Consider the following 19,743-nt stretch of genomic DNA (forward strand, 5'->3'; position numbering starts at 1 on the left):
ACGCAGGTGCAGTTGGCAGAGAAGATCGGTATCTCGTCCAACTATCTGAGCCGGATCGAGCGCGGTAAGCGAGAAAAGTATTCTTTGCGCGTTCTTGTAATGGCGGCGGATGCGTTGGATGTTCCGCTCGGTGCGCTTTGCGATTGATGCCGTGTGAGAGGTCGTTTCTTCGTTATGATGGAAGAGGGTTCGGGCAGTCATGCTCGAGCTCTCTTTTCTGTTTTTTCGCGGTCGATAGATGGGGAATGATGCTTTTTGTGCGGGAATGGGCGAATATTTACAAAAGAATTGCCGAAAGAAATTGAACTTTTCGGATAAATCATGTACAATAAATATTATGTGTGGGTCTGCCATCTTGGCAGGCCGTTTGACGAGTGATGACAGACAGCAGGAGGTCGGAGAATTGAGTACGGTTCTGGATCAGATTGAATATAAGGTACGAAACGGTATTCGATTGACGCGCGAGGACGGTATCGCGTTGTTTAAGTCGAATGATCTGGCACGGATCGGCGCGCTTGCCGATGAGGTGCGTAAGAAGATGACGGGCGATGATGTGTATTTTAATGTGAATCGCCATGTGAATTTGACGAATATTTGTACGTCGCTTTGCAAGTTTTGCGCGTTCGGTTGCGAGAAGGACAGCAAGAAGTCGTATGCGATGACGAAGGAAGATGCGATCGCGCTTGCCGAGCGTTCGGTGAAAGACCCTGCGCTTCGTGAGTTTCATATCGTAAGTGCGATGCATCCCGATTGGCCGTACGAATATTATGTGGATATCCTTCGTACGTTCCGCGATAAGTTCCCGCAGATCCATCGTAAGGCGTTCACGGGTGTTGAGATACAGCATTTCGTGAAGATCTCCGGTAAGTCGGTGCGCGAGGTGCTTGCAGACTTGAAAGAGGCAGGTCTGCAGTCGATGCCGGGCGGCGGTGCGGAGATCCTTTGCGATCGTATCCGTAATCTGCTCTGCCCGAATAAGGCGACGGCTGACGAGTGGCTCGAGGTGCATCGTCAGGCGCATAAGATGGGTATCAAGACGAATACGAGTATGCTCTACGGTCATATCGAAACGGTCGAAGAACGTGTAGACCATATGCTCCGCTTGCGTGAGCTTCAGGACGAAACGGGCGGGTTCCGCAACTTTATTCCGTTCCCGTTCCAGCCGAATAATACGGCGCTTGAGGATACGATCACGCGCACGACGGTGTGGGATGATCTTCGCACGATCGCGATTTCGCGACTCATGCTTGATAACTTCAAGTATATCAAGGCATACTGGGTCATGCTGACGCTTCCTGTGGCACAGCTTGCGCTCGGTTTCGGTGCGAACGATCTCGACGGTACGGTCAGCGAGGAGCGTATCATGCACGCGGCTGATGTGAAGTCGAGTAAATCTCTCAGTTCCGATAATCTCGTTGAAGCGATCCGTCAGGCAGGTCGTGTGCCTGTTGAGCGTGATTCGGAATATAACGTAGTCCAGCGATATTAAGAAAAAAGCCTTCTCTTTGTGAGGAGGCTTTTTTGTATGCGCGGGCAAGGGAAAGACGACGAATATCGTCGTGGAATAAGGTGTATATTGTCAGTCGGCAGGATTTTTTGTATGCAGTGTACAACATAGACAGTATAGGAATGGAGGCTTATTGATATGAGGAAGAATGAGCATATTGCGTTGACAGTACTGGGGGCATCAGCCACCCTTTTGGCGGCGAGCTTGCCGTATGCGCATACGTTCGTCGGCGGGCTGTGTGCTTCAGCATCGCTTGCGGGCGTGATCGGCGGTCTGGCGGACTGGTTCGCGGTGAGTGCGATCTTTACAAAACCGCTCGGCGTGTCGTTTAAGACGAATCTGATCGTGAACAATCGTCATCGCTTGGAGCAGGGTGTCGGCAGAATGGTGAGCGAGGAGCTTCTGACGGCAGAGTCTGTCGAGTCGTTTCTCGAGAAATACGATCTCGGCGCGATGGTGGTGACGCTCTACGATAAGATGAACGGCGAAAAGTATCTGCGCGAACAGCTGATACATGCTTCGCGTAAGCTTCTTGCGATGGTCGATGAGGAGGCTGTGCTTCTTCTTGTACGGTCGGCGGTGCAAGGCGGTGCAGGCAAGGTCGATTGGCGGGCGGTGCTTGCGGAATCTTCGGCGGAGCTTGCAAAGGACGGTCATCTCGATGAGGCGGGACGCGTCCTTCTTGCGGAGGCGAGACGTATCGCCGAGTCACAGGAGCTCTACGGTATTCTCCGCACAGTCGCGTCCGATGCGCTTCATGCGTATGAGAGCGGCGGTACGGGCAGACAATTCCTCCACAGCATGATGGACTTGTCGCCCGAGCGGTGCGCCGACTTGGTGCGGGCAAAGCTGGTCGAACGCATCGCCGAGGAAGAGGCGATGGGCAGAGGCGCGAAGCATTTTGCGTATATTTTGTCGTGGGGCATAGGTTCGCTCCCTGCGGACAAGCTCCCCGATATGATGGCAGACGCGGCCGCGGATAAGGTGCGTGCATGGCTCGATGAGACGAGACGCGCGCTCGATGAGTCGCCCGAGTCGGTCGCGTGGCTGGCGAAGCTTGCGAAGCGTATCGGCAGAGAGGTGGACAGCCTGCTTCTCGACGATGAACGCAATGCGTGGTTCAATCAAAAAATGCGCGAGCTCGTCTGTCAAGGACTTGCCGAGCATAAAGATAAACTGGCGACGCTTGCCGAAAACGGTGTGAAGAATATGCCCGATGAGATGCTGACAGGTATGCTCAAAGAAAAAGTCGGCCACGACCTTCAGATGATCCGCGTGAACGGCTCGCTCGTCGGTGCGCTTGCAGGCGCGATGCTGTATCTCCTTCGCTATGCGTGGAAGGCGGTGGTATTATGACGATGAGAAAGACTGCCGATACCGTGCTCATCACGCTGGCAGTGCTGTTCGTGCTGTCGCTTGTTTTGATGCGTATCGTCGGTGATCCTGTCTGGCTTCTTGCGGTGCAGGCGATGCTCGAAGGTGCGCTCGTCGGCAGTATCGCAGACTGGTTCGCAGTGCGTGCGCTCTTTGGTGCGCCGCTCGGTATCACGTTCCATACGCGTCTTGTTCCGCGTAATCGTGACCGCTTGATACGCGCGATCGCAGACGGGGTACAGAACCGCATCTTGACACGTACGGTCATTCGCTCGCATCTGACGAAACGGGTGCTGACGACGATGCTCATTGAGAAAGCCGAAGCGTACGGCATCGAGCGCGGTCTGGCGAAGGTGTGGGATAGTCAGGTGCGTCCGAACGTGAGCGGTGAAAAGACTGCCGAAACGCTCTTGGCGAAGCTTGATAAGGCAGAGATGCCGTCCGTGCTCGGTGCAGAAACGGCGCAGACTGTCAGCGAAGCTGTACTCACTTGGGCGGCAGACAAAGCGGAAACAGAATCGTTTCGACAGACGGTCGAGGAGTACCTAGAGCAGTTCGTTGCGGAAAAAACGGCGTCGGCAGGCGCGCTCGGTGCGCTGTTCGGTTTCTTTGCCAAAGCGAGCGGTACAGTCGATACGCACGAGGCGTCGGTGACGCTGTCGCGTGCCGTTGCCGACTATCTGCATGGCGCATCCGAGGACGGTCACATGACGAAGCTGTGGCTGACGGCAGAAGTCCGCACGATATTGGCGCGTATCGACGAGAAGGCTGTCATGGGTGCCTATCTTGCTGACGATACAGTGCGTGCGGAGCTTGGTCGCATCGTCTGTACGGCGGTGAACAGCGGCGAGCCACAGATGAAAGCGTTGTTCGTGGCAGAAGGCGTTCGGCTCTGGCATATGCTGACGCAAGACGAAGCATTTGTTACCGAGCTCGAGGCGAAGCTTAGGCTCATGCTCTATCGCTTCATCGAGATGCGGCGTGATCTCATCGGTGCGGCGATATCGCGTACGCTCTCTGCCTACAGTGAAGACGAGATGCGCGCATCCATCGAGGAGAAGGTCGGCGACGATCTTGAATGGATCCGATTGAACGGCGCGGTGCTCGGCGGCGTGCTCGGTCTGGCATTGTTCGGTGTACTCTATGCGGGCGGCATCGTGCTCGGATAACGATGAAAAACGAGCCGCCGTTCGACAAAAAATCAGCTTGATGAGCGGTATGATGATACAGATATTCGCATGATAACGATGCCGAATGGGAATCATAAACGACCTCTAAACTACATAAAATGGAAAATCGAGCAACGTTCGATGAAAAATACAATTCTATGGAAGAAAAAATCTTCAAAAAAACAGAAAAAAGAAAGGAATGAAGCGGAAAAAGCAACAAAACAGGCAGTAAATATGTTACAATAAATATAACGGAAAAATACACCGTCGGACTGCCAGCGGGCGGTTCGATGCAGCAGGAAGATTTCTGCTTCTGATGGTTTGGACATGATGACAATGATTGGAGGAAATGCGATGCGTGGAACGGAATGTTTGGCTATGATTTTAGCAGGTGGTCAGGGGAGCCGTCTTACTCTCTTGACGCAAAATATTGCAAAACCGGCAGTATATTTTGGGGGGAAATATCGTATCATCGACTTCCCTTTGAGTAACTGTCACAATTCGGGTATCGATACGGTTGGGGTGCTGACGCAGTATAAACCGTTGGCATTACATAGCTATATCGGTACAGGCGAAGCTTGGGATCTCGACCGCAAAGGCGGCGGGGTATTCATTCTTCCGCCGTATGCACGTGAAAAAGATGCCGAATGGTACAAAGGTACGGCAGATGCTATCTACCAGAATATCAACTTCATCGACGAAATGGACCCCGAATATGTCGTGATCCTCTCGGGTGACCATATCTATAAAATGGACTATTCCAAAATGCTTGATTTCCATAAAGAAAAAGAAGCAGCGGCAACTATTTCGGTTATCGAAGTGCCGTGGGAAGAAGCTTCCCGCTTCGGTATCATGGCTGCTGACGAAACGGGCCGCGTGACCGAGTTTGTAGAAAAACCGCCGGTGCCGCCGAGCAACTTGGCATCGATGGGTATCTATATCTTTACATGGAGCTTCCTCAGAGAATATCTCGTAGCAGATGCGGCAGATGCTGATTCGGAACATGACTTCGGTAAGAACGTTATTCCGAATATGCTGAATGATGGACGCAGAATGTTTGCGTATCCGTTTGCCGGCTACTGGAAAGACGTCGGTACGGTCGACAGCTTGTGGGAAGCACATATGGATCTTTTGAGCGACGATACGGAGCTTGATCTTTACGATCCTGCATGGCGTATTTATTCTGTTAATCCTGCGAAACCGCCGCACTATATCGCAGACGATGCTGTCGTAACGACGTCGATGGTATCGGAAGGTGCGGTCGTACACGGTACGGTTGAAAAATCGGTACTGTTTGAAGGCGTTTCTATCGGCAAAGGTGCTGTCGTAAAAGAATCTGTCTTGATGCCGGGCGTTGTCATCGCCGACAATGCGCGTGTTGAAAAAGCAGTTATCGCACGCGGTGCGAAAGTAGAAGCAGGTGCCGAAGTGGCAGATGCTGACGGTAAGGTCGTTCTTATCGGTGAAAATGTTGTAGTAGCAGCGCAGCCGCGCGGTTAAAAGGAGGAACAAAGATGAATTCTGTAATGGGTTTGATCAACTTATATGAAGATGAGAGCTTAATTCCGAAATTGACGGAGAACCGTCCTCTTGCAGCCGTGTCGTTTGCCGGCCGCTATCGTCTGATCGACTTCGCACTTTCCAATCTGGTCAATGCGGGTGCGCAGAACGTAGGTATCTTGTTCCGCGACAAAGCGCGCGCACTTATGGATCACCTCCGTTCCGGTAAAGAATGGGATCTTGCACGCAAACGTGACGGTCTGTTCGTTTTACCGCAGACGAAAGGTGAAAGTGACTGGATGGACGATGCTCCGGCACTCGCTTGTCATATCGACTATCTCAAAAAATCCCGCCAGGAATACGTTATCATGAGCGGTACGAGCATGGTGTTTACGATGGACTATACTCCGTTCATCGAAGCGCACAAAGCATCGGGCGCGGACGTTACGATGCTCTATCGTCAGGAAGATGATGATTTCGACTTTACGCGTGCGACGGTCATGGCTGTCAAAGACAACGGCGAAGTGACCGACCTGGCTGTTAATCCTGCACACCGTTTCAGCAACAGCGTGGCATTGGGCGTATACATCATGCGTCGTGAGTTCCTCATCGATCTCGTTCGCGACGTACTTGCACACGGCGGCAGAAATATCTTGAAAGACGGTCTTGTACGTTACTTGAATGAGTACAAAGTATACGGCTATCGTTATGACGGATATGTAGCAAGAATCGATACGACGCTGAAATATTATCAGCACAATATGGATATGGTAAAAGAAGAAAACTGGTCTGCGCTCTTCGGTCAAGCTCAAAAAGTCTTGACGAAGATCAAAGACGAAGCACCTGTCAAATATAAAGAACAGGCAAAGGTTCGCCGTTCGATCGTGGCTAATGGCTGCATCATCAACGGTGAGGTCGAAAATTCGGTATTGTTCCGCGGCGTCAAAGTAGAAGCAGGAGCGGTCGTTCGCAACTGCGTATTGATGCAGCGTTGTGTAGTGAAAGCAGGCGCAGTTCTGGAGAATGTCATCTGCGATAAGTATGGCACGATCACAGAAGGACGCTACCTGAAAGGAGAGACAAACTATCCTTTGCTAGTTGAGAAAGGAGTTGTCATCTAATGAACATTCTTCATATCGCAACAGAGGCTGTCCCGTTTGCTAAAACGGGCGGCCTGAGCGATGTGGTGGGGGCACTCCCGAAAGCGTTGGCGGCGAGCGGCTCGGACGATGTCCGAGTCGCCCTGCCGTTGTATGCTTCTGTGCCCAAATTATATCGAAGAAAAATGCAGTCTGTCGGCGAGGTGGTCGTACCACTCGCATGGCGTAAGCAACCATGCCGAATCTACTCGCTGAAACATGGCGGCGTTCTTTTTTATTTCTTCGAAAATGAGTTTTATTTCGAACGTGACAATGTCTACGGTTATCACGACGACCATGAACGATTCGCGTTCTTTGCAAAGGCTGTCCTTATGGCGCTGCCGAAACTCGGTTTTCGCGCAGAGGTGCTCCATATGCACGATTGGCATACGGCGCTCGTCAGCCTTTTCCTCAAAACGCAATTTTATCAAGACCCGTACTACGATAAGATCAAGACGGTACTGACGATCCATACGATGGCGTTTCAGGGTCAGTTCGCTTCTAAAGTGCTCGGCGATGTGCTCGGTCTTGATGAGAGATATCTGTCGGCAGGAGAGCTCGGTAAGGATGGCGGTATCAGCTACCTTCAAGGCGGTATCCGTTATGCCGATGCGATAACGACAGTCAGCCCTGCGTATGCTGATGAGCTTCGCGCGGCAGGCTCCGACTACCCGACAGATGCGTATGACAAACTTGTCGGTATCATCAACGGTATCGACACGAAGGAATTCGATCCGTCGAAAGACAAAGAGATCCCCGAGAATTACGATGCGAAAACGATCAAGAATCGCGCGCGCAACAAACGCAAGCTGAAAGAGGAGCTTGAGCTTGAAAAAGGCGATCAGCCGCTCATCAGCGTTATCATGCGCTTGTCGAAAGAAAAAGGTATCGAAGTGCTCTTAGCCACACTTGAACGTATCCTTGCACAAGGCGCGCAGGTCGCGGTCCTCGGTCTCGGTGACTTCTGCTACCAAGAGGAGCTTAAAGCACTCGAAGCACGTTTCCATGGTCAGCTTGCCGTATGTCTTCGTTTCGACGAACGATTGGCAAAACGCATCTACGCAGGAACGGATATGCTGCTTTTGCCGTCCCTTACGGAATCGTGCGGTCTCGGTGCGATGATCGGCCAGCGTTACGGTGCGGTCGTGCTCGCGTCGGCTGTCGGCGGTTACAAAAATAGCGTAACTCCGCAAGGCGAGAAGAATGCCAACGGATTTTTATTTGAAGCAAACAATGAAGAGAAGATGCTGTTAGTGATCAGAGAAGCCTTAGAGATGTATCCGAACAAGCGTCAATGGAATAAACTGATACGGACAGCGATGGCCGAAGACCATAGCTGGCAGAAATCAGCGCAGGAATATAGCGCGTTGTACAGAACTCTTCTGTAAGCGCAAGGTCATCCCCCTGCCTTTATGAGGAAACATTAGGAGGAACAATAAGGTGTTCAAAAACAAAGAAACATTTAAAACAGCATTTATCAATAAATTACAGACGATGTGCGCAGGCAATATCGAAACGACGGGCAAGTATGAAAAATACCAGGCTCTCGTCGGCGTGATCCGCGACCACATCAGCGGTAACTGGCTCAAAACGAATATCACATATAAAAGAGAAGACAGAAAACAGGTCTACTACTTTTCGATCGAATTTTTGATGGGACGCTTGATGTCGTCGAATCTCCTTAATCTCGGTATTCGCGAAGTATGCGAAGAAGGTCTTGCCGATCTCGGTATCGATCTCAAAGAACTTTTAAGCGAAGACCCCGAAGCAGGTCTTGGCAACGGCGGTCTTGGTCGTCTTGCGGCTTGCTTCCTTGATTCGCTCGCATCGCTCGGTATCCCGGGTCACGGTAACGGTCTTCGCTACCGCGTAGGTCTTTTCGAACAGAAGATCTTCCAGAACCAGCAGGTCGAGCTTCCCGATGCATGGCTCAAAGACGGCTATATGTGGGAATATCGTCGTGCCGACAAAGCTGTCGAAGTACGTTTCGGCGGTGATGTCGTAACGGAACGTCGGGCAGATGGTTCGGTGAGATTCGTCCATGAAAATTATCATAATGTTCGTGCGGTACCGTACGATGTGCCAATCATCGGCTACGATCGCGAAACGGTCAACACGCTCCGTCTGTGGAGTGCGGAACCGATGATGAGAGATTTTATGATGAGCTCTTACTCGGGCGAAGAATATCGCAAAGCGGCAGAATACAAACGTCGTGTAGAGCAGATCTCGCAGCAGCTCTATCCCGATGACAGCTCGTTCGACGGTCGTCAGCTCCGCTTGTACCAAGAGTACTTCTTCACGTCGGCCGGTATCAAGAGCATCATCCGCTCGTACAAAAAACGTGGCGGCGACATGACGAAGCTCCACGAGAAGATCGCGATCCATATCAACGACACGCATCCGGCAGTCGCAGTACCGGAACTGATGCGTATCCTCATCGATGAAGAAAACATGACGTGGGATCAGGCATTCTATATCACGATCCGCACGATCGCATATACGAACCACACGATCCTTCCGGAAGCGCTTGAACGCTGGCCGATCCCGATGTTCCAGGAGCTTCTCCCGCGTATCTATATGATTATCGACGAGATGAATAATCGTCTCAAAAACGATATCACCCTCCGCTACGGCAGTGAAGATCGCTGCAAAGACCTCTGCATCTTGTGGGACGGTCAGGTGCACATGGCGCGTCTTGCCGTTGTCGGCAGTCACAGCGTCAACGGTGTAGCACGTATCCACAGCGATATCGTCAAAAACAACCTCATGTATGAGTTCTATCGCTTGTATCCGAGCCGTTTCAACAACAAAACGAACGGTATCACGCACCGTCGCTGGCTCCTCAAGTCGAACCCCGAGCTTACGGCTCTCATCGATTCGAAACTCGGTACGGACTGGAAAAAACAGCCGTCCTTGATGGAAGGCCTTCTCGACTATGTCGATGATGCAGACGTGCAAGAACAGTTCGCACAGATCAAACGCAAGAAAAAAGAAGAGCTTGCGGCATATATCGAACAGCACAACGGTGTCAAAGTATCGGTCGATTCCATCTTTGATATTCAGATCAAACGTATCCATTCGTACAAACGTCAGATCATGAACGCACTTCGCGTGATGGATCTTTACAACCGTTTGCGCGAAAACCCCGACATGGAAATGGTACCGCGTACCGTTATCTTCGCAGGGAAAGCGGCTCCTGGCTACCATATCGCGAAACAGACGATCAAGCTCATCAACTGTATCGCCGAAAAAGTAAATGCCGATACGACGATCAATGATAAGCTCAAAGTCGTATTCCTCGAAAACTACAACGTATCGCTCGGCGAAATGCTCTTCCCGGCTGCTGATGTCAGCGAACAGATCTCGACGGCAAGTAAAGAAGCATCGGGTACGGGCAACATGAAGTTCATGATGAACGGTGCCGTTACGCTCGGTACGATGGACGGTGCGAACGTAGAGATCTGCGAAGAAGTAGGCTTCGACAACATCGTTATCTTCGGTCTTAGAGCAGAAGAAGTCATGCGCTACTACGAACAGGGCGGTTACAGTGCGTGGGACGAATACCACCGCAACCCGCGCCTTAGAACGGTGCTTGAACAGCTCGTCAACGGCTTCTTCGAACGGGAAGGCGAATCGTTCCGTCCGCTCTATGACTACCTCCTCTTTAACAACGACGAATTCTTCGTACTCAAAGACTTCGCCGCATACTGCGAAGCACAGGAAGAAGTCGACCGTCGTTATCGCGATGAAAAAGGCTGGCGACGCAGTGCGCTCTTCAACATCGCAAAATCGGGCGTATTCTCGAGTGACAGAACGATCAGCGAATATGCCGAAGATATCTGGGATGTAACTCCCTGCACAGTGAAATAACAACGCTTGCCGAGCCGACTCGGCTCGGCAAGACCAAAATACGACAGACAATGGCAAAGGAAGGTGCACAGCTATGTTAAAAGTATTGTATGTTACCTCGGAAGCTGTACCGTTTGCGAAAACGGGCGGATTGGCAGACGTTGCGGGCTCGCTCCCGAAAGAACTTCGTGCCAAAGGTGTCGATGCACGTGTCATTATGCCGAAATACGGTAAGATCAAAGAAGAACATACGAGCCGTATGGAACTTATCTATGAAGGAACGACACACCTCGGCTGGCGCAGACCGTACGTCGGTGTCCACACGTGTGAGCAGGACGGCGTACCGTTCTACTTCATCGACAACGAACAGTATTTCAAACGTGATGCTTTCTACGGCTATGACGACGATGCAGAACGTTTCGGCTTCTTCTGCCGTGCGATCCTCGACATTCTGCCGCAGATCGACTTTATCCCTGATGTCATTCAGCTCAACGACTGGCACACAGGCCCTATCAGCGTACTGTATCGCTCGGACTATGCGTGGCAGGACTTGTACCGTGGTATCAAAACGGTATTTACCATTCACAACCTCAAATACCAAGGCGTATTCGCTCGCGATGCGTTCACCGATATCCTTGAGCTTGACTGGAAATGGTATGACGGCATGAGCTTCTTCGATAGTGTCAACTATATGAAAGCAGGCCTCGTGTTCTCCGACTATATCACGACAGTCAGCCGTACATACGCGCATGAGATTCAGAACGCATACTACGGCGAACAGCTCGACGGTATCCTCCGCATGAGAAGCGACCGTCTTGTCGGTATCGTCAACGGCATCGATTACACCGTCTATAACCCTGCGACTGATAAACGTGTATTCAAAAACTACACCGCAGACACCCTCGCAGGAAAACGCGAAAACAAACAGAAACTCCAGGAACTCTGTGGTCTTCCGCAGAAAAACGTGCCGATCCTCGCGATGGTAACGCGCCTTGTCGAAGCCAAAGGTCTCGACCTCGTACAGCATATCATCGATGAACTGTTGTCGATGGAAGATATCCAGCTCGTCATCGTCGGTACGGGCGACAAAAAATACGAAGACTTCTTCCGTGCGCTCGCATGGAAATATCCGCAGAAAGTATCTGCCAATATCCTCTTCGACGAAACGCTCGCACACCGCGTCTATGCAGGGGCAGACCTCTTCCTCATGCCGTCGCAGTATGAACCGTGCGGTATCGGTCAGCTCATTGCGCTCCGTTACGGTACGCTTCCTGTCGTCCGCAAAACGGGCGGTCTTAACGATACCATCACGGCGTACAACAAATACACGGGTGAAGGCAACGGCTTCGAATTCGGCAACTTCAACGCACACGACCTTCTCTATACGATCAAATGGGCACTCAGCCTCTACGGTGACGAAAGCGTATGGCAGAAGCTCGTGAAAAATGCGATGGCTTGCGATTACAGCTGGAACTATTCGGCAGAAGAATATATCGACCTGTATACAATGATGACGAAATGATCTCGGAAAACAGAGGTGCTAACGATTGAACGATAACATAAGAGCGTTGCACCATTCGCATCAGCAATACTACCGCAGTCCGTTCGGGGCTGCGGCAGTTTTGCGTACGGTGAGAATTCGCCTTCGTGTAGAAGCGAGTACCTTGCCGAAGCGAGTGGTGCTCAGACTTTGGAAAGAGAAAGACGGAGAACAGAATATCGAGATGATGGCACGCACCGAAGCACGCGGTGCAGTCTACGAAGCATCTGTCAAGATGCCGTCAGTACCGCAGCTCGTGTGGTACTACTTCGTCATCGAAACGGGCAAAGGTGTATGCTACTACGGCAACAAGGCTGACGGTCTTGGCGGTGAAGGGCATCTTTCTGACAAAGAACCGCCCGCGTATCAGATCACGGTGACAAAAGAAGGCGCATCGACCCCCGCATGGTGGAAAGATGCTGTCCTCTATCAGATATTCCCCGACCGCTTCTGCCGAAGTGAAGGGGCATCTCTTCCCGTGAAAACGAACGGCGTCTATCACCTCGACTGGAACGATCCTCCGTTCTATACAAAAGACTCCGAAACGGGAGAAGTCGTCGAATATGACTTCTTCGGCGGTGACCTTGGCGGTATCAGAAGTAAGCTCTCTTACCTCAAAGAACTCGGTATTAGCGTACTCTACCTGAATCCCGTATTCTATTCGCCGAGCAACCATCGCTACGACACGTCCGACTACCGTATGATAGACCCGATACTCGGCACGAACGAAGACATGGAAAAGCTCTGCGCCGAAGCCAAAGAGATGGGCATCTCCATCCTTCTTGACGGCGTATTCAGCCATACGGGCGCAGACAGCAAATATTTCAACAAATACGGTAACTTCGACAGCATCGGTGCGTACCAGTCGAAAAAATCGCCTTATGCGAAATGGTACCGCTTCAACAAGTATCCGAAAGACTATGAATGTTGGTGGGGCTTCGGCGAACTGCCGAACGTCGATGAGATGTGCGAAGACTATCGTGCATACATCATCTCGGATCGTGACAGCGTCCTTCACAGTTGGCACAAAGCAGGCATCAAAGGCTGGCGTCTTGATGTCGCCGACGAACTGCCCGAAGAATTTATCAAAGAATTCTACCGCGAGCTGAAAGCTGCCGACCCCGACAACATCCTCCTCGGCGAAGTCTGGGAAGATGCCTCGAACAAAGTCAGCTACGGCATGCGCAGAGAATACTTCCTCGGCGATGACCTCGACAGCGTCATGAACTACCCGTTCAGAAACATCGTCCTCGACTTCTTCGGCGGAAAAGCTACTGCTCATGAAGCAGGCGCGCGACTTCTTTCCCTTGCGGAAAATTATCCTGCGCACTACTTCTACGCAACGATGAACCTTGTAGGCAGTCACGACGTCGAACGTGCGCTCACCGTGCTCGGCGAAGCACCTGCGGAAGCGACGATGACAGCATTCAAACGCAGTCGCTATCAATTAAGCGAAAAAGCGTACGCCAAAGCCAAAGCACGCCTCAAGCTCGCATCTCTCATGCAGATGACGATGCCGGGCGTACCGAGCATCTACTACGGTGATGAAGCTGGCGTCGAAGGCTACCGTGACCCGTACAACCGTAAAACATATCCGTGGGGACGTGAAGATAAGGGCCTCCTCGCGCATTATCAAACCGTCATCGGTCTTCGCAACGACCATGATGCACTCCGTACAGGCGACTGGGACTTATTTTCTGCCAATGATGATGTACTCGCCTACGGCAGACGCATCGTCGGCGGAAAAGATCGATTCGGCACCGAGCGCGAAGACGGAACCTTCATCGTGATGCTCAACCGCTCTGATGAAGAACAGACCGTCACCGTTGACGTGCGTGCATACAGCCACGGCAGACTTACAGACCTTCTCTCGGACATGACGGTGACAGTAGAACACGGCTGTATCACTGTTACCCTCGCGCCGTACCAAGGCGTCGTATTCCGCGAAGAAGAGGAAAGCAGATTCCGTCGTGCTTCGGGTATCCTCTGCCATCCGACGAGCCTTACGTCGCAGTACGGCATCGGTGACCTCGGCAAAGGTGCATTCGACTTTATCCGATTCTTATTCCAAGCGAGACAACGCTACTGGCAGATACTCCCCTTGACACCACCGCTCGACGGTGAGCTGTCACCGTATCAGTCGCAGAGCGCATTCGCAGGTAATCCCGCACTCATCTCGCTCGGCAAGCTCGTCACGATGGGGCTTCTGACCGTAGCCGACGTGCAGGAAGCCATGGACAAAGAAGGTAAACTGACGCTCATCGAAGCGACAGCGAATAAAAGAAGACTCCTTAAACGCGCATTCGATTCTAAGGCTTGGCAACAAATGGCACAGTCCGACGACTGGAACACCTTCTGCGCCGAAGAAGCAGAATGGCTCGACGACTACGCCCTCTACATGGCGATCAAAGAAGCATTCGGCGGAAAAGCATGGACAGCATGGGATGCAGACATTCGCGACCGTAAGCCGTCTGCCCTTGCCAAATGGAGAGAAAAACTTGCGCGTGAGATCGACTACTACCGATTCGAGCAGTACCTCTTTGAGCGTCAATGGCAAGAGCTTCGGATGCAGGCGCGTAGATTCGCCGTCAAAATCATCGGTGATCTGCCCATCTTCGTCGCGCATAACAGCGCCGACGTCTGGGCAAATCCGCACCTCTTTGAACTCGACGAAGTCGGTAGGCCGACCGCCGTCGCAGGCGTACCGCCCGACTACTTCAGCGAAGAAGGTCAGCTCTGGGGCAATCCGCTCTATCGCTGGGACGTCATGAAAAAAGACAACTATGCGTGGTGGACGATGCGTATGAAACGCACCCTCGCGCAGGTAGACATCGTTCGCCTCGATCACTTCCGCGGATTCGAAGCATATTGGCGCGTCGATGCCAATGAAAAGACTGCCATCAACGGGAAATGGGTCAAAGGCCCCTGCGAAGACCTCTTTATCGCACTTGAAAAAGCGTGCGGTAAGCTCCCCGTCATCGCAGAAGACCTCGGCACCATCACCGACGAAGTCAACGAACTTCGCATGAAACTCGGCTTGCCCGGTATGAAGATCCTTCACTTCGACCTCGATACACAGAGCGAAGTACCGCTCCGCGCGCCGAAAAACAGCGTCCTCTATACGGGCACGCACGACAACAACACGACCGTCGGCTGGCTCACAGAAGACCTTGCACCGCGCGACAGAGATGCCGTCCGCAGAGCACTCATGCGCACCGTCGGCGACGAAACGAGCGACGCACGCCTTGCCATTCGATTCGCATACGCATCGAACGCAGACACCGTCATCGTACCGATGCAGGACGTACTCGAACTTGGCACAACGGCTCGCATGAACCTCCCCGGCACCATCGAAGGCAACTGGTCCTGGCGTATGCCAAAAGGCTCCCTTACACAAGAAAGAGCCGCCTTCCTTCGTGGCATCACAAACGAATACGACAGATAAAAAGAACCCCCACCGAGAAAATAAACTCGGTGGGGGTTCTTATATGCGAGGAGAAGCCGTGATGTCGGCCAACGGTTAGTACTTGTGCGGAAGGGAATATGGGTAGCTGATATTAGGGTAAAGCTTAGAAAATCGCAGCGGCTTATACACGACCTTTTGCATCGCGTGAAGTGGTTCGGCAGAGATGCTCGGATGGCGATCAAATGCCCGCGACCAGCCCTTGGCTTCGAAGATCGTAGTCGAGGCTAAAGCGGTTTCTGTCGTATCAGCGACGATGGGAAGTGCAAACGCGTATCGTTTGATCTGACCCGGATAGAGACGTATCGGGTCATTTTTCAAGTAGAGTGACCAGGAGATCTTTTTTTGGGTGAAGAACATATCTTCATAGTCGGAAGTCATGGAGAGGTACGCTATCTTCTGCGGATGATCGGTGTTGTTATAAAAGGTCAGATAATAGACGATGCCATTTTTGATTGGTTCCATGTTTCCGAATATAAGAACGTCGGGGAGTTTAGCGTGATGTACGGTGGGAAGATATTGATAGTGTTTTTGTTTTACCCATTGCGTAAAACTCTTTTTGTCTCGATCATACATGTAGCGCAGGTCATCAATATCCAAGTCGGGATAATGTGCACATGCAGAATCTGGAGAGAGATGATCGTTGAGCGGAACGGGTATTTGGAGCGTTTTCGTTTCGTTCGGTTCCAGATCAAGCGGGATCGGAGAGGGGAGCGGAACAGTCTCGTTATGTGATGAATATTTTCCTGTCTGTGTATAAAGTCTTATATTTCGGAGCGTATGCAGTGTTTCAAAAGAGCGATTGGTAATGGTCAGCGTCAGAATACCTTTGTTAAGTGCAGTCGGTTCGACGCGAAAATCGATATCGACAGGAGTGATATCTATGATAGAAGGAAGGCTAAAAAAATAGGACAAGGTGCTGCCGTCAGACAGATAGAATCTGGTTTCCTCATGGGTAAAATGTGTAAAAGCAGGTTCTTTGGGAAGTGTGATGGTGTGCGTTGTCGATGAATGAGGCTCGATGCGAAGAACCCATTCGGGGGCGGGATCTCGTTTGGTGATAGCAGAGCTGTACGGCGTTCCGTCATGCGTGTAGAGTAAAACATTGGTACGGAGAACAGCCTCCTCGATCAGCTCGTCTGTCGGATTGGTAAACGTGTAGCGGATATGGTAGGTATCGCCTTCCATCCATTCATCTGATTCGATCGTGAGCTTATAGAGCGGTAAACTAAAGCGAGCCACCTCGTTTCCGCTTTGAATGAGGGCTAAGTGTTTTTCCTTATATGCTTCGAATGGTTTTGTTACAGACTCCTTCCATTCGTTGATCTCCTTCTCGCTCCATGCATCGGCTGCTGCACATGGCATGGCAAATCCTATCATCAGGCATATCGTAAGCAATAGTCGCATCATCATATCTGCATCCTCCTATTATTCGTTACCTATATTGTACCACAGAGCACGTATGTGGTGCAGGGGCAAAAGATGAGGAAATAAAAAAGAACGTACCGAGGTAAAGGTACGCTCTTTTTTATTTCATGGAAAGCTTCGTAAGCGGAGCGAAGGCAGATGGGCGCAAGACATTTTACAGATGTTCGACAAGCTCGATATTTGTTACAGGGGTGTAGAGAGCTTTTTCGGATGGTGTGAGTTTTTTCTGCTTAAATTCGACATCGTAATGAACGCGATATGTTTTGTCTTCATGCGATGCTTTTAGATGAAGGTCGTGGAAGCGAAGTGTATGTGCGACGTCTTGCGGAAGCGGTAAAGTGAAGGAGAACAGCTTTTCTTCGCCGGGGGCAATGGTAAGCGGGGCGGGGAGATGAGTATTATAGATATATCTGCTCAACGTATCATCCGCTCTGTAATAGGCAAGTTCGGAATATAAGGTAAAGGACGATAGTGGTATCGTATTGTTGTGCGGATTTTTGATACGCAGGTATCCGTACAATGTTGTACCATCCGTTTCGTATGTACCGCTTGCTTCGACCTGATTCAGACCATACTTATCGAAGATCGTCGGCGTGTAATAACGCACTTCATTTTTGGCATAATAATTTGCGTTATAGTCGATGCGGTCGTTGCGACTGAAACCGTGTAGATCGAAACAGTGTCTGGTACCATCAATGGTGGCGTACAACCACACGAACGCGAGCGGTAATGCTCGTGTCGATCTGTCGATAGACTGTGGTAAGCGATAGAAGGCTGTTTCTTGCGGCTTTAATGTGAGCGGAAGTGGCGAAGCATCAGTGTAATTAAATTCTTCATATTTCGAATCGGCGGCAGATGGCGAATTTTTTCTGAAATGATAGTTTACGTGTATTTCTCGTATATCAGAGATCGTTTTGGTCGGATGATGGTTCTTCATCGCAAGATAGACCTCACCTGATGGCAGCATGATCGGTGCCATAAGAACGTCGGGCAAGGGGCTTTCGTGCTCTAAGCCATGAGAAAGGGTCGATCGGTCTGTGAAATGAAATTCCGATCTGATATACTGAAGACAATCGAACGGTTCTTTGACGGGAAGTGGAAGGATAAAAGATTGGGCAGAATGTGGCGGAATTGTTAGCTTACGGATACCGTCACTGTATTGACCTCGGCCATCGAGTGAATTTTTCTGCGTATCCCATAAACGATAAAATACATTGATTCGGTCAATATTTTTTTCAATCATCTCATCTGTTGGATTGGTCATTGTGTATTGGACGTAATAAGTATTGCCATCGTACCAATCTTTCGTTTCGATGTGGAGCTTTGTCAAAGGGGAACTGATCGGCAAGTATTTCTGAAAGAAGTTTCCGTAATGATAGTAGGCGGGCCCGTACAGATATAATCCTGAATGTGCCCATCGTGAGTCTGTCCTATTTTGTACATGGTCTAATATCTGCTGGTAATTTTGCGGCACTTCAAACGGTACATCGACCTTCTCCTGTGCCCATGCGCACGGCATCATAAGTCCTATCATCACACATATCATAAAGAGCAACCTTATCATCATAACCGTAACCTCCCGTCGTTCGTTATCTATATTGTACCACAGAGCGCGGGCATCGTGGAGGTATGCGAGCAGAGACTAAAAAAGAACGTACCGCAGATGGGTACGTTCTTTTAGGTTGACGGGTGATATACGGATATACTTATAAAAAGACGGAAATATATTGCGTTATTGGCGGAGATATAGGAAGAGGTATGTGAAAAACGAGAGACTAGGCTCAATGAGATAAAAGCACAGAATCCTGACTGGGAACAGTGGGAACCATGGAAATTGGAAGAAAAAGCAAATGAGTCGTTGGATGAATGGGTCATCCAAGCAGTTGGAGAAAAGGCTATCGGAGCGATGCTTGGATATGTTACGAAAGCGTTTAACTTAAACGGTATCGAGCAGACTGCTCTCAATGCGGCATGGAAAACATTCGTTCAAGAAGCAGAAACGGGCAGATGGGAACGCGACATTACGAGATAGCTAATGACCAAGTGAATCAGTAGTCATCTACTATCATAGGACGGTCATATTGTGCTTTTTCAAGAGGGGAGAGCTTTTTAGGCGTGAAGATAATGCCGTAATGACTGAATCCATGATCGCTAAACATAAAAGCGTTTTCAAGGTGAGGAAATTTAATGACATTTTGCGAAAGTGGAACGGAGAAGGAGAGGAATGCTTCTTTTTTCGGGTCGATGATAAAATTCATTGGGTATTCGGCACTGAACGCAAATCCGTCCTGCGTGTTATCGGGGCTGCAATAGAAAAAACCAAATACTCCGTGGATATGAGAGAGAAGCATTCTTTTATTGTACGGATTCTTGATGCGCAGATATCCGTATAGGGTTGTGTCATCCGTCTCAAATGTACCGTGTGCTTCGTAAAAGTTCATACCGTGTTTATCATATACAGACGGTGTGTAGTAACGGGTGGAAGGTTTTGTGTAATGATCGGCGAGATAACCGTGTCGGAAATCTTTGTAGGGGAGTTCGGAGATAAATTCGTGCGAGATGCCTTCTATAGTGATCGTCAAGTTGGTATCGGTGAGTTCAAACTCCGAGGTCTGTTGGGGGAATGAATGAGGAAGACGGAAGAAAGCAGTTTCCTGCGGCTTTAACCGGATCGGAAGGATTGCGGCATCGCTGTAATCTAATTTGACAGGTTTAAAAGATCCGTCCGAGGCATATTGAAGGTAGGTGGCAGTTAAATCTATATTTCGGATATC

The 19,743-nt window shown here is 50.5% G+C and carries 14 protein-coding genes; 11 read left to right on the forward strand and 3 right to left on the reverse strand.

The genetic code is table 11. The features are described 5' to 3' along the window. The 10 genes from IJN28_01040 to malQ form a co-directional block, all read left to right on the forward strand. The coding region (locus IJN28_01040) for a helix-turn-helix transcriptional regulator (GenBank protein MBQ6712356.1) at positions 1–147 on the forward strand (147 nt) is incomplete at its 5' end. Between the two features lie 256 nt (positions 148–403). Further along, positions 404–1,489 carry an aminofutalosine synthase MqnE gene (mqnE, locus tag IJN28_01045; protein ID MBQ6712357.1) on the forward strand — a complete coding sequence of 362 codons (1,086 nt, stop codon included), beginning with the start codon at positions 404–406 and terminating at the stop codon, positions 1,487–1,489. A gap of 156 nt (positions 1,490–1,645) precedes the next feature. Continuing rightward, positions 1,646–2,863: a DUF445 domain-containing protein gene (locus IJN28_01050; GenBank protein MBQ6712358.1), complete on the forward strand. Its 1,218-nt coding sequence runs from the start codon at positions 1,646–1,648 to the stop codon at positions 2,861–2,863. After that, positions 2,860–4,050: a DUF445 family protein gene (locus tag IJN28_01055; protein MBQ6712359.1), complete on the forward strand. Its 1,191-nt coding sequence runs from the start codon at positions 2,860–2,862 to the stop codon at positions 4,048–4,050. The genes IJN28_01050 and IJN28_01055 overlap by 4 nt, the downstream gene beginning before the upstream one ends. Before the next feature lie 354 nt (positions 4,051–4,404). Beyond that, on the forward strand, positions 4,405–5,550 hold the full coding sequence (locus IJN28_01060) for a glucose-1-phosphate adenylyltransferase (GenBank protein ID MBQ6712360.1): 1,146 nt from the start codon (positions 4,405–4,407) through the stop codon (positions 5,548–5,550). Positions 5,551–5,564: 14 nt separating this feature from the next. After that, entirely contained in the window at positions 5,565–6,671 is a 1,107-nt protein-coding gene (gene glgD, locus IJN28_01065) for a glucose-1-phosphate adenylyltransferase subunit GlgD (protein ID MBQ6712361.1), read from the forward strand. Then, positions 6,671–8,077: a glycogen synthase gene (locus IJN28_01070; protein MBQ6712362.1), complete on the forward strand. Its 1,407-nt coding sequence runs from the start codon at positions 6,671–6,673 to the stop codon at positions 8,075–8,077. Before glgD ends, IJN28_01070 begins: the two co-directional genes overlap by 1 nt. A gap of 52 nt (positions 8,078–8,129) precedes the next feature. Continuing rightward, positions 8,130–10,559: a glycogen/starch/alpha-glucan phosphorylase gene (locus tag IJN28_01075; protein MBQ6712363.1), complete on the forward strand. Its 2,430-nt coding sequence runs from the start codon at positions 8,130–8,132 to the stop codon at positions 10,557–10,559. 73 nt (positions 10,560–10,632) lie between these two features. Then, complete coding sequence (gene glgA / locus IJN28_01080; protein MBQ6712364.1) at positions 10,633–12,060, forward strand: glycogen synthase GlgA; 1,428 nt, start codon at positions 10,633–10,635, stop codon at positions 12,058–12,060. 37 nt (positions 12,061–12,097) lie between these two features. Then, positions 12,098–15,523: a 4-alpha-glucanotransferase gene (gene malQ / locus IJN28_01085; GenBank protein MBQ6712365.1), complete on the forward strand. Its 3,426-nt coding sequence runs from the start codon at positions 12,098–12,100 to the stop codon at positions 15,521–15,523. Positions 15,524–15,598: 75 nt separating this feature from the next. Here the strand turns inward: malQ and IJN28_01090 are convergent, their stop codons facing one another. Together IJN28_01090 and IJN28_01095 are read right to left on the reverse strand one after the other, a co-directional pair. Continuing rightward, complete coding sequence (locus IJN28_01090; protein MBQ6712366.1) at positions 15,599–16,954, reverse strand: hypothetical protein; 1,356 nt, start codon at positions 16,952–16,954, stop codon at positions 15,599–15,601. Positions 16,955–17,123: 169 nt separating this feature from the next. After that, positions 17,124–18,536: a hypothetical protein gene (locus IJN28_01095; protein MBQ6712367.1), complete on the reverse strand. Its 1,413-nt coding sequence runs from the start codon at positions 18,534–18,536 to the stop codon at positions 17,124–17,126. Positions 18,537–18,803: 267 nt separating this feature from the next. On the opposite strand from IJN28_01095, the gene IJN28_01100 reads away from it, so the two are divergent. Then, positions 18,804–19,001, forward strand: coding sequence for a hypothetical protein (locus tag IJN28_01100; GenBank protein MBQ6712368.1), 198 nt, complete (start codon positions 18,804–18,806; stop codon positions 18,999–19,001). Positions 19,002–19,017: 16 nt separating this feature from the next. Here the strand turns inward: IJN28_01100 and IJN28_01105 are convergent. Next, a partial coding sequence (locus IJN28_01105; GenBank protein ID MBQ6712369.1) for a hypothetical protein occupies positions 19,018–19,743 on the reverse strand: 726 nt, incomplete at its 5' end.

The organism is Selenomonadales bacterium (assembly GCA_017442105.1).
GTDB lineage: Bacteria > Bacillota > Negativicutes > RGIG982 > RGIG982 > RGIG982.

What these genes read in the sequence shown, in the direction of transcription:
- glgD (MBQ6712361.1), top strand. Translation starts at nt 5,565, where the DNA reads ATGAATTCTGTAATGGGTTTGATCAACTTATATGAAGATGAGAGCTTA.
- IJN28_01095 (MBQ6712367.1), bottom strand. Translation starts at nt 18,536, where the DNA reads ATGATGATAAGGTTGCTCTTTATGATATGTGTGATGATAGGACTTATG.
- IJN28_01090 (MBQ6712366.1), bottom strand. Translation starts at nt 16,954, where the DNA reads ATGATGATGCGACTATTGCTTACGATATGCCTGATGATAGGATTTGCC.
- glgA (MBQ6712364.1), top strand. Translation starts at nt 10,633, where the DNA reads ATGTTAAAAGTATTGTATGTTACCTCGGAAGCTGTACCGTTTGCGAAA.
- IJN28_01070 (MBQ6712362.1), top strand. Translation starts at nt 6,671, where the DNA reads ATGAACATTCTTCATATCGCAACAGAGGCTGTCCCGTTTGCTAAAACG.
- IJN28_01055 (MBQ6712359.1), top strand. Translation starts at nt 2,860, where the DNA reads ATGACGATGAGAAAGACTGCCGATACCGTGCTCATCACGCTGGCAGTG.
- IJN28_01060 (MBQ6712360.1), top strand. Translation starts at nt 4,405, where the DNA reads ATGCGTGGAACGGAATGTTTGGCTATGATTTTAGCAGGTGGTCAGGGG.
- IJN28_01050 (MBQ6712358.1), top strand. Translation starts at nt 1,646, where the DNA reads ATGAGGAAGAATGAGCATATTGCGTTGACAGTACTGGGGGCATCAGCC.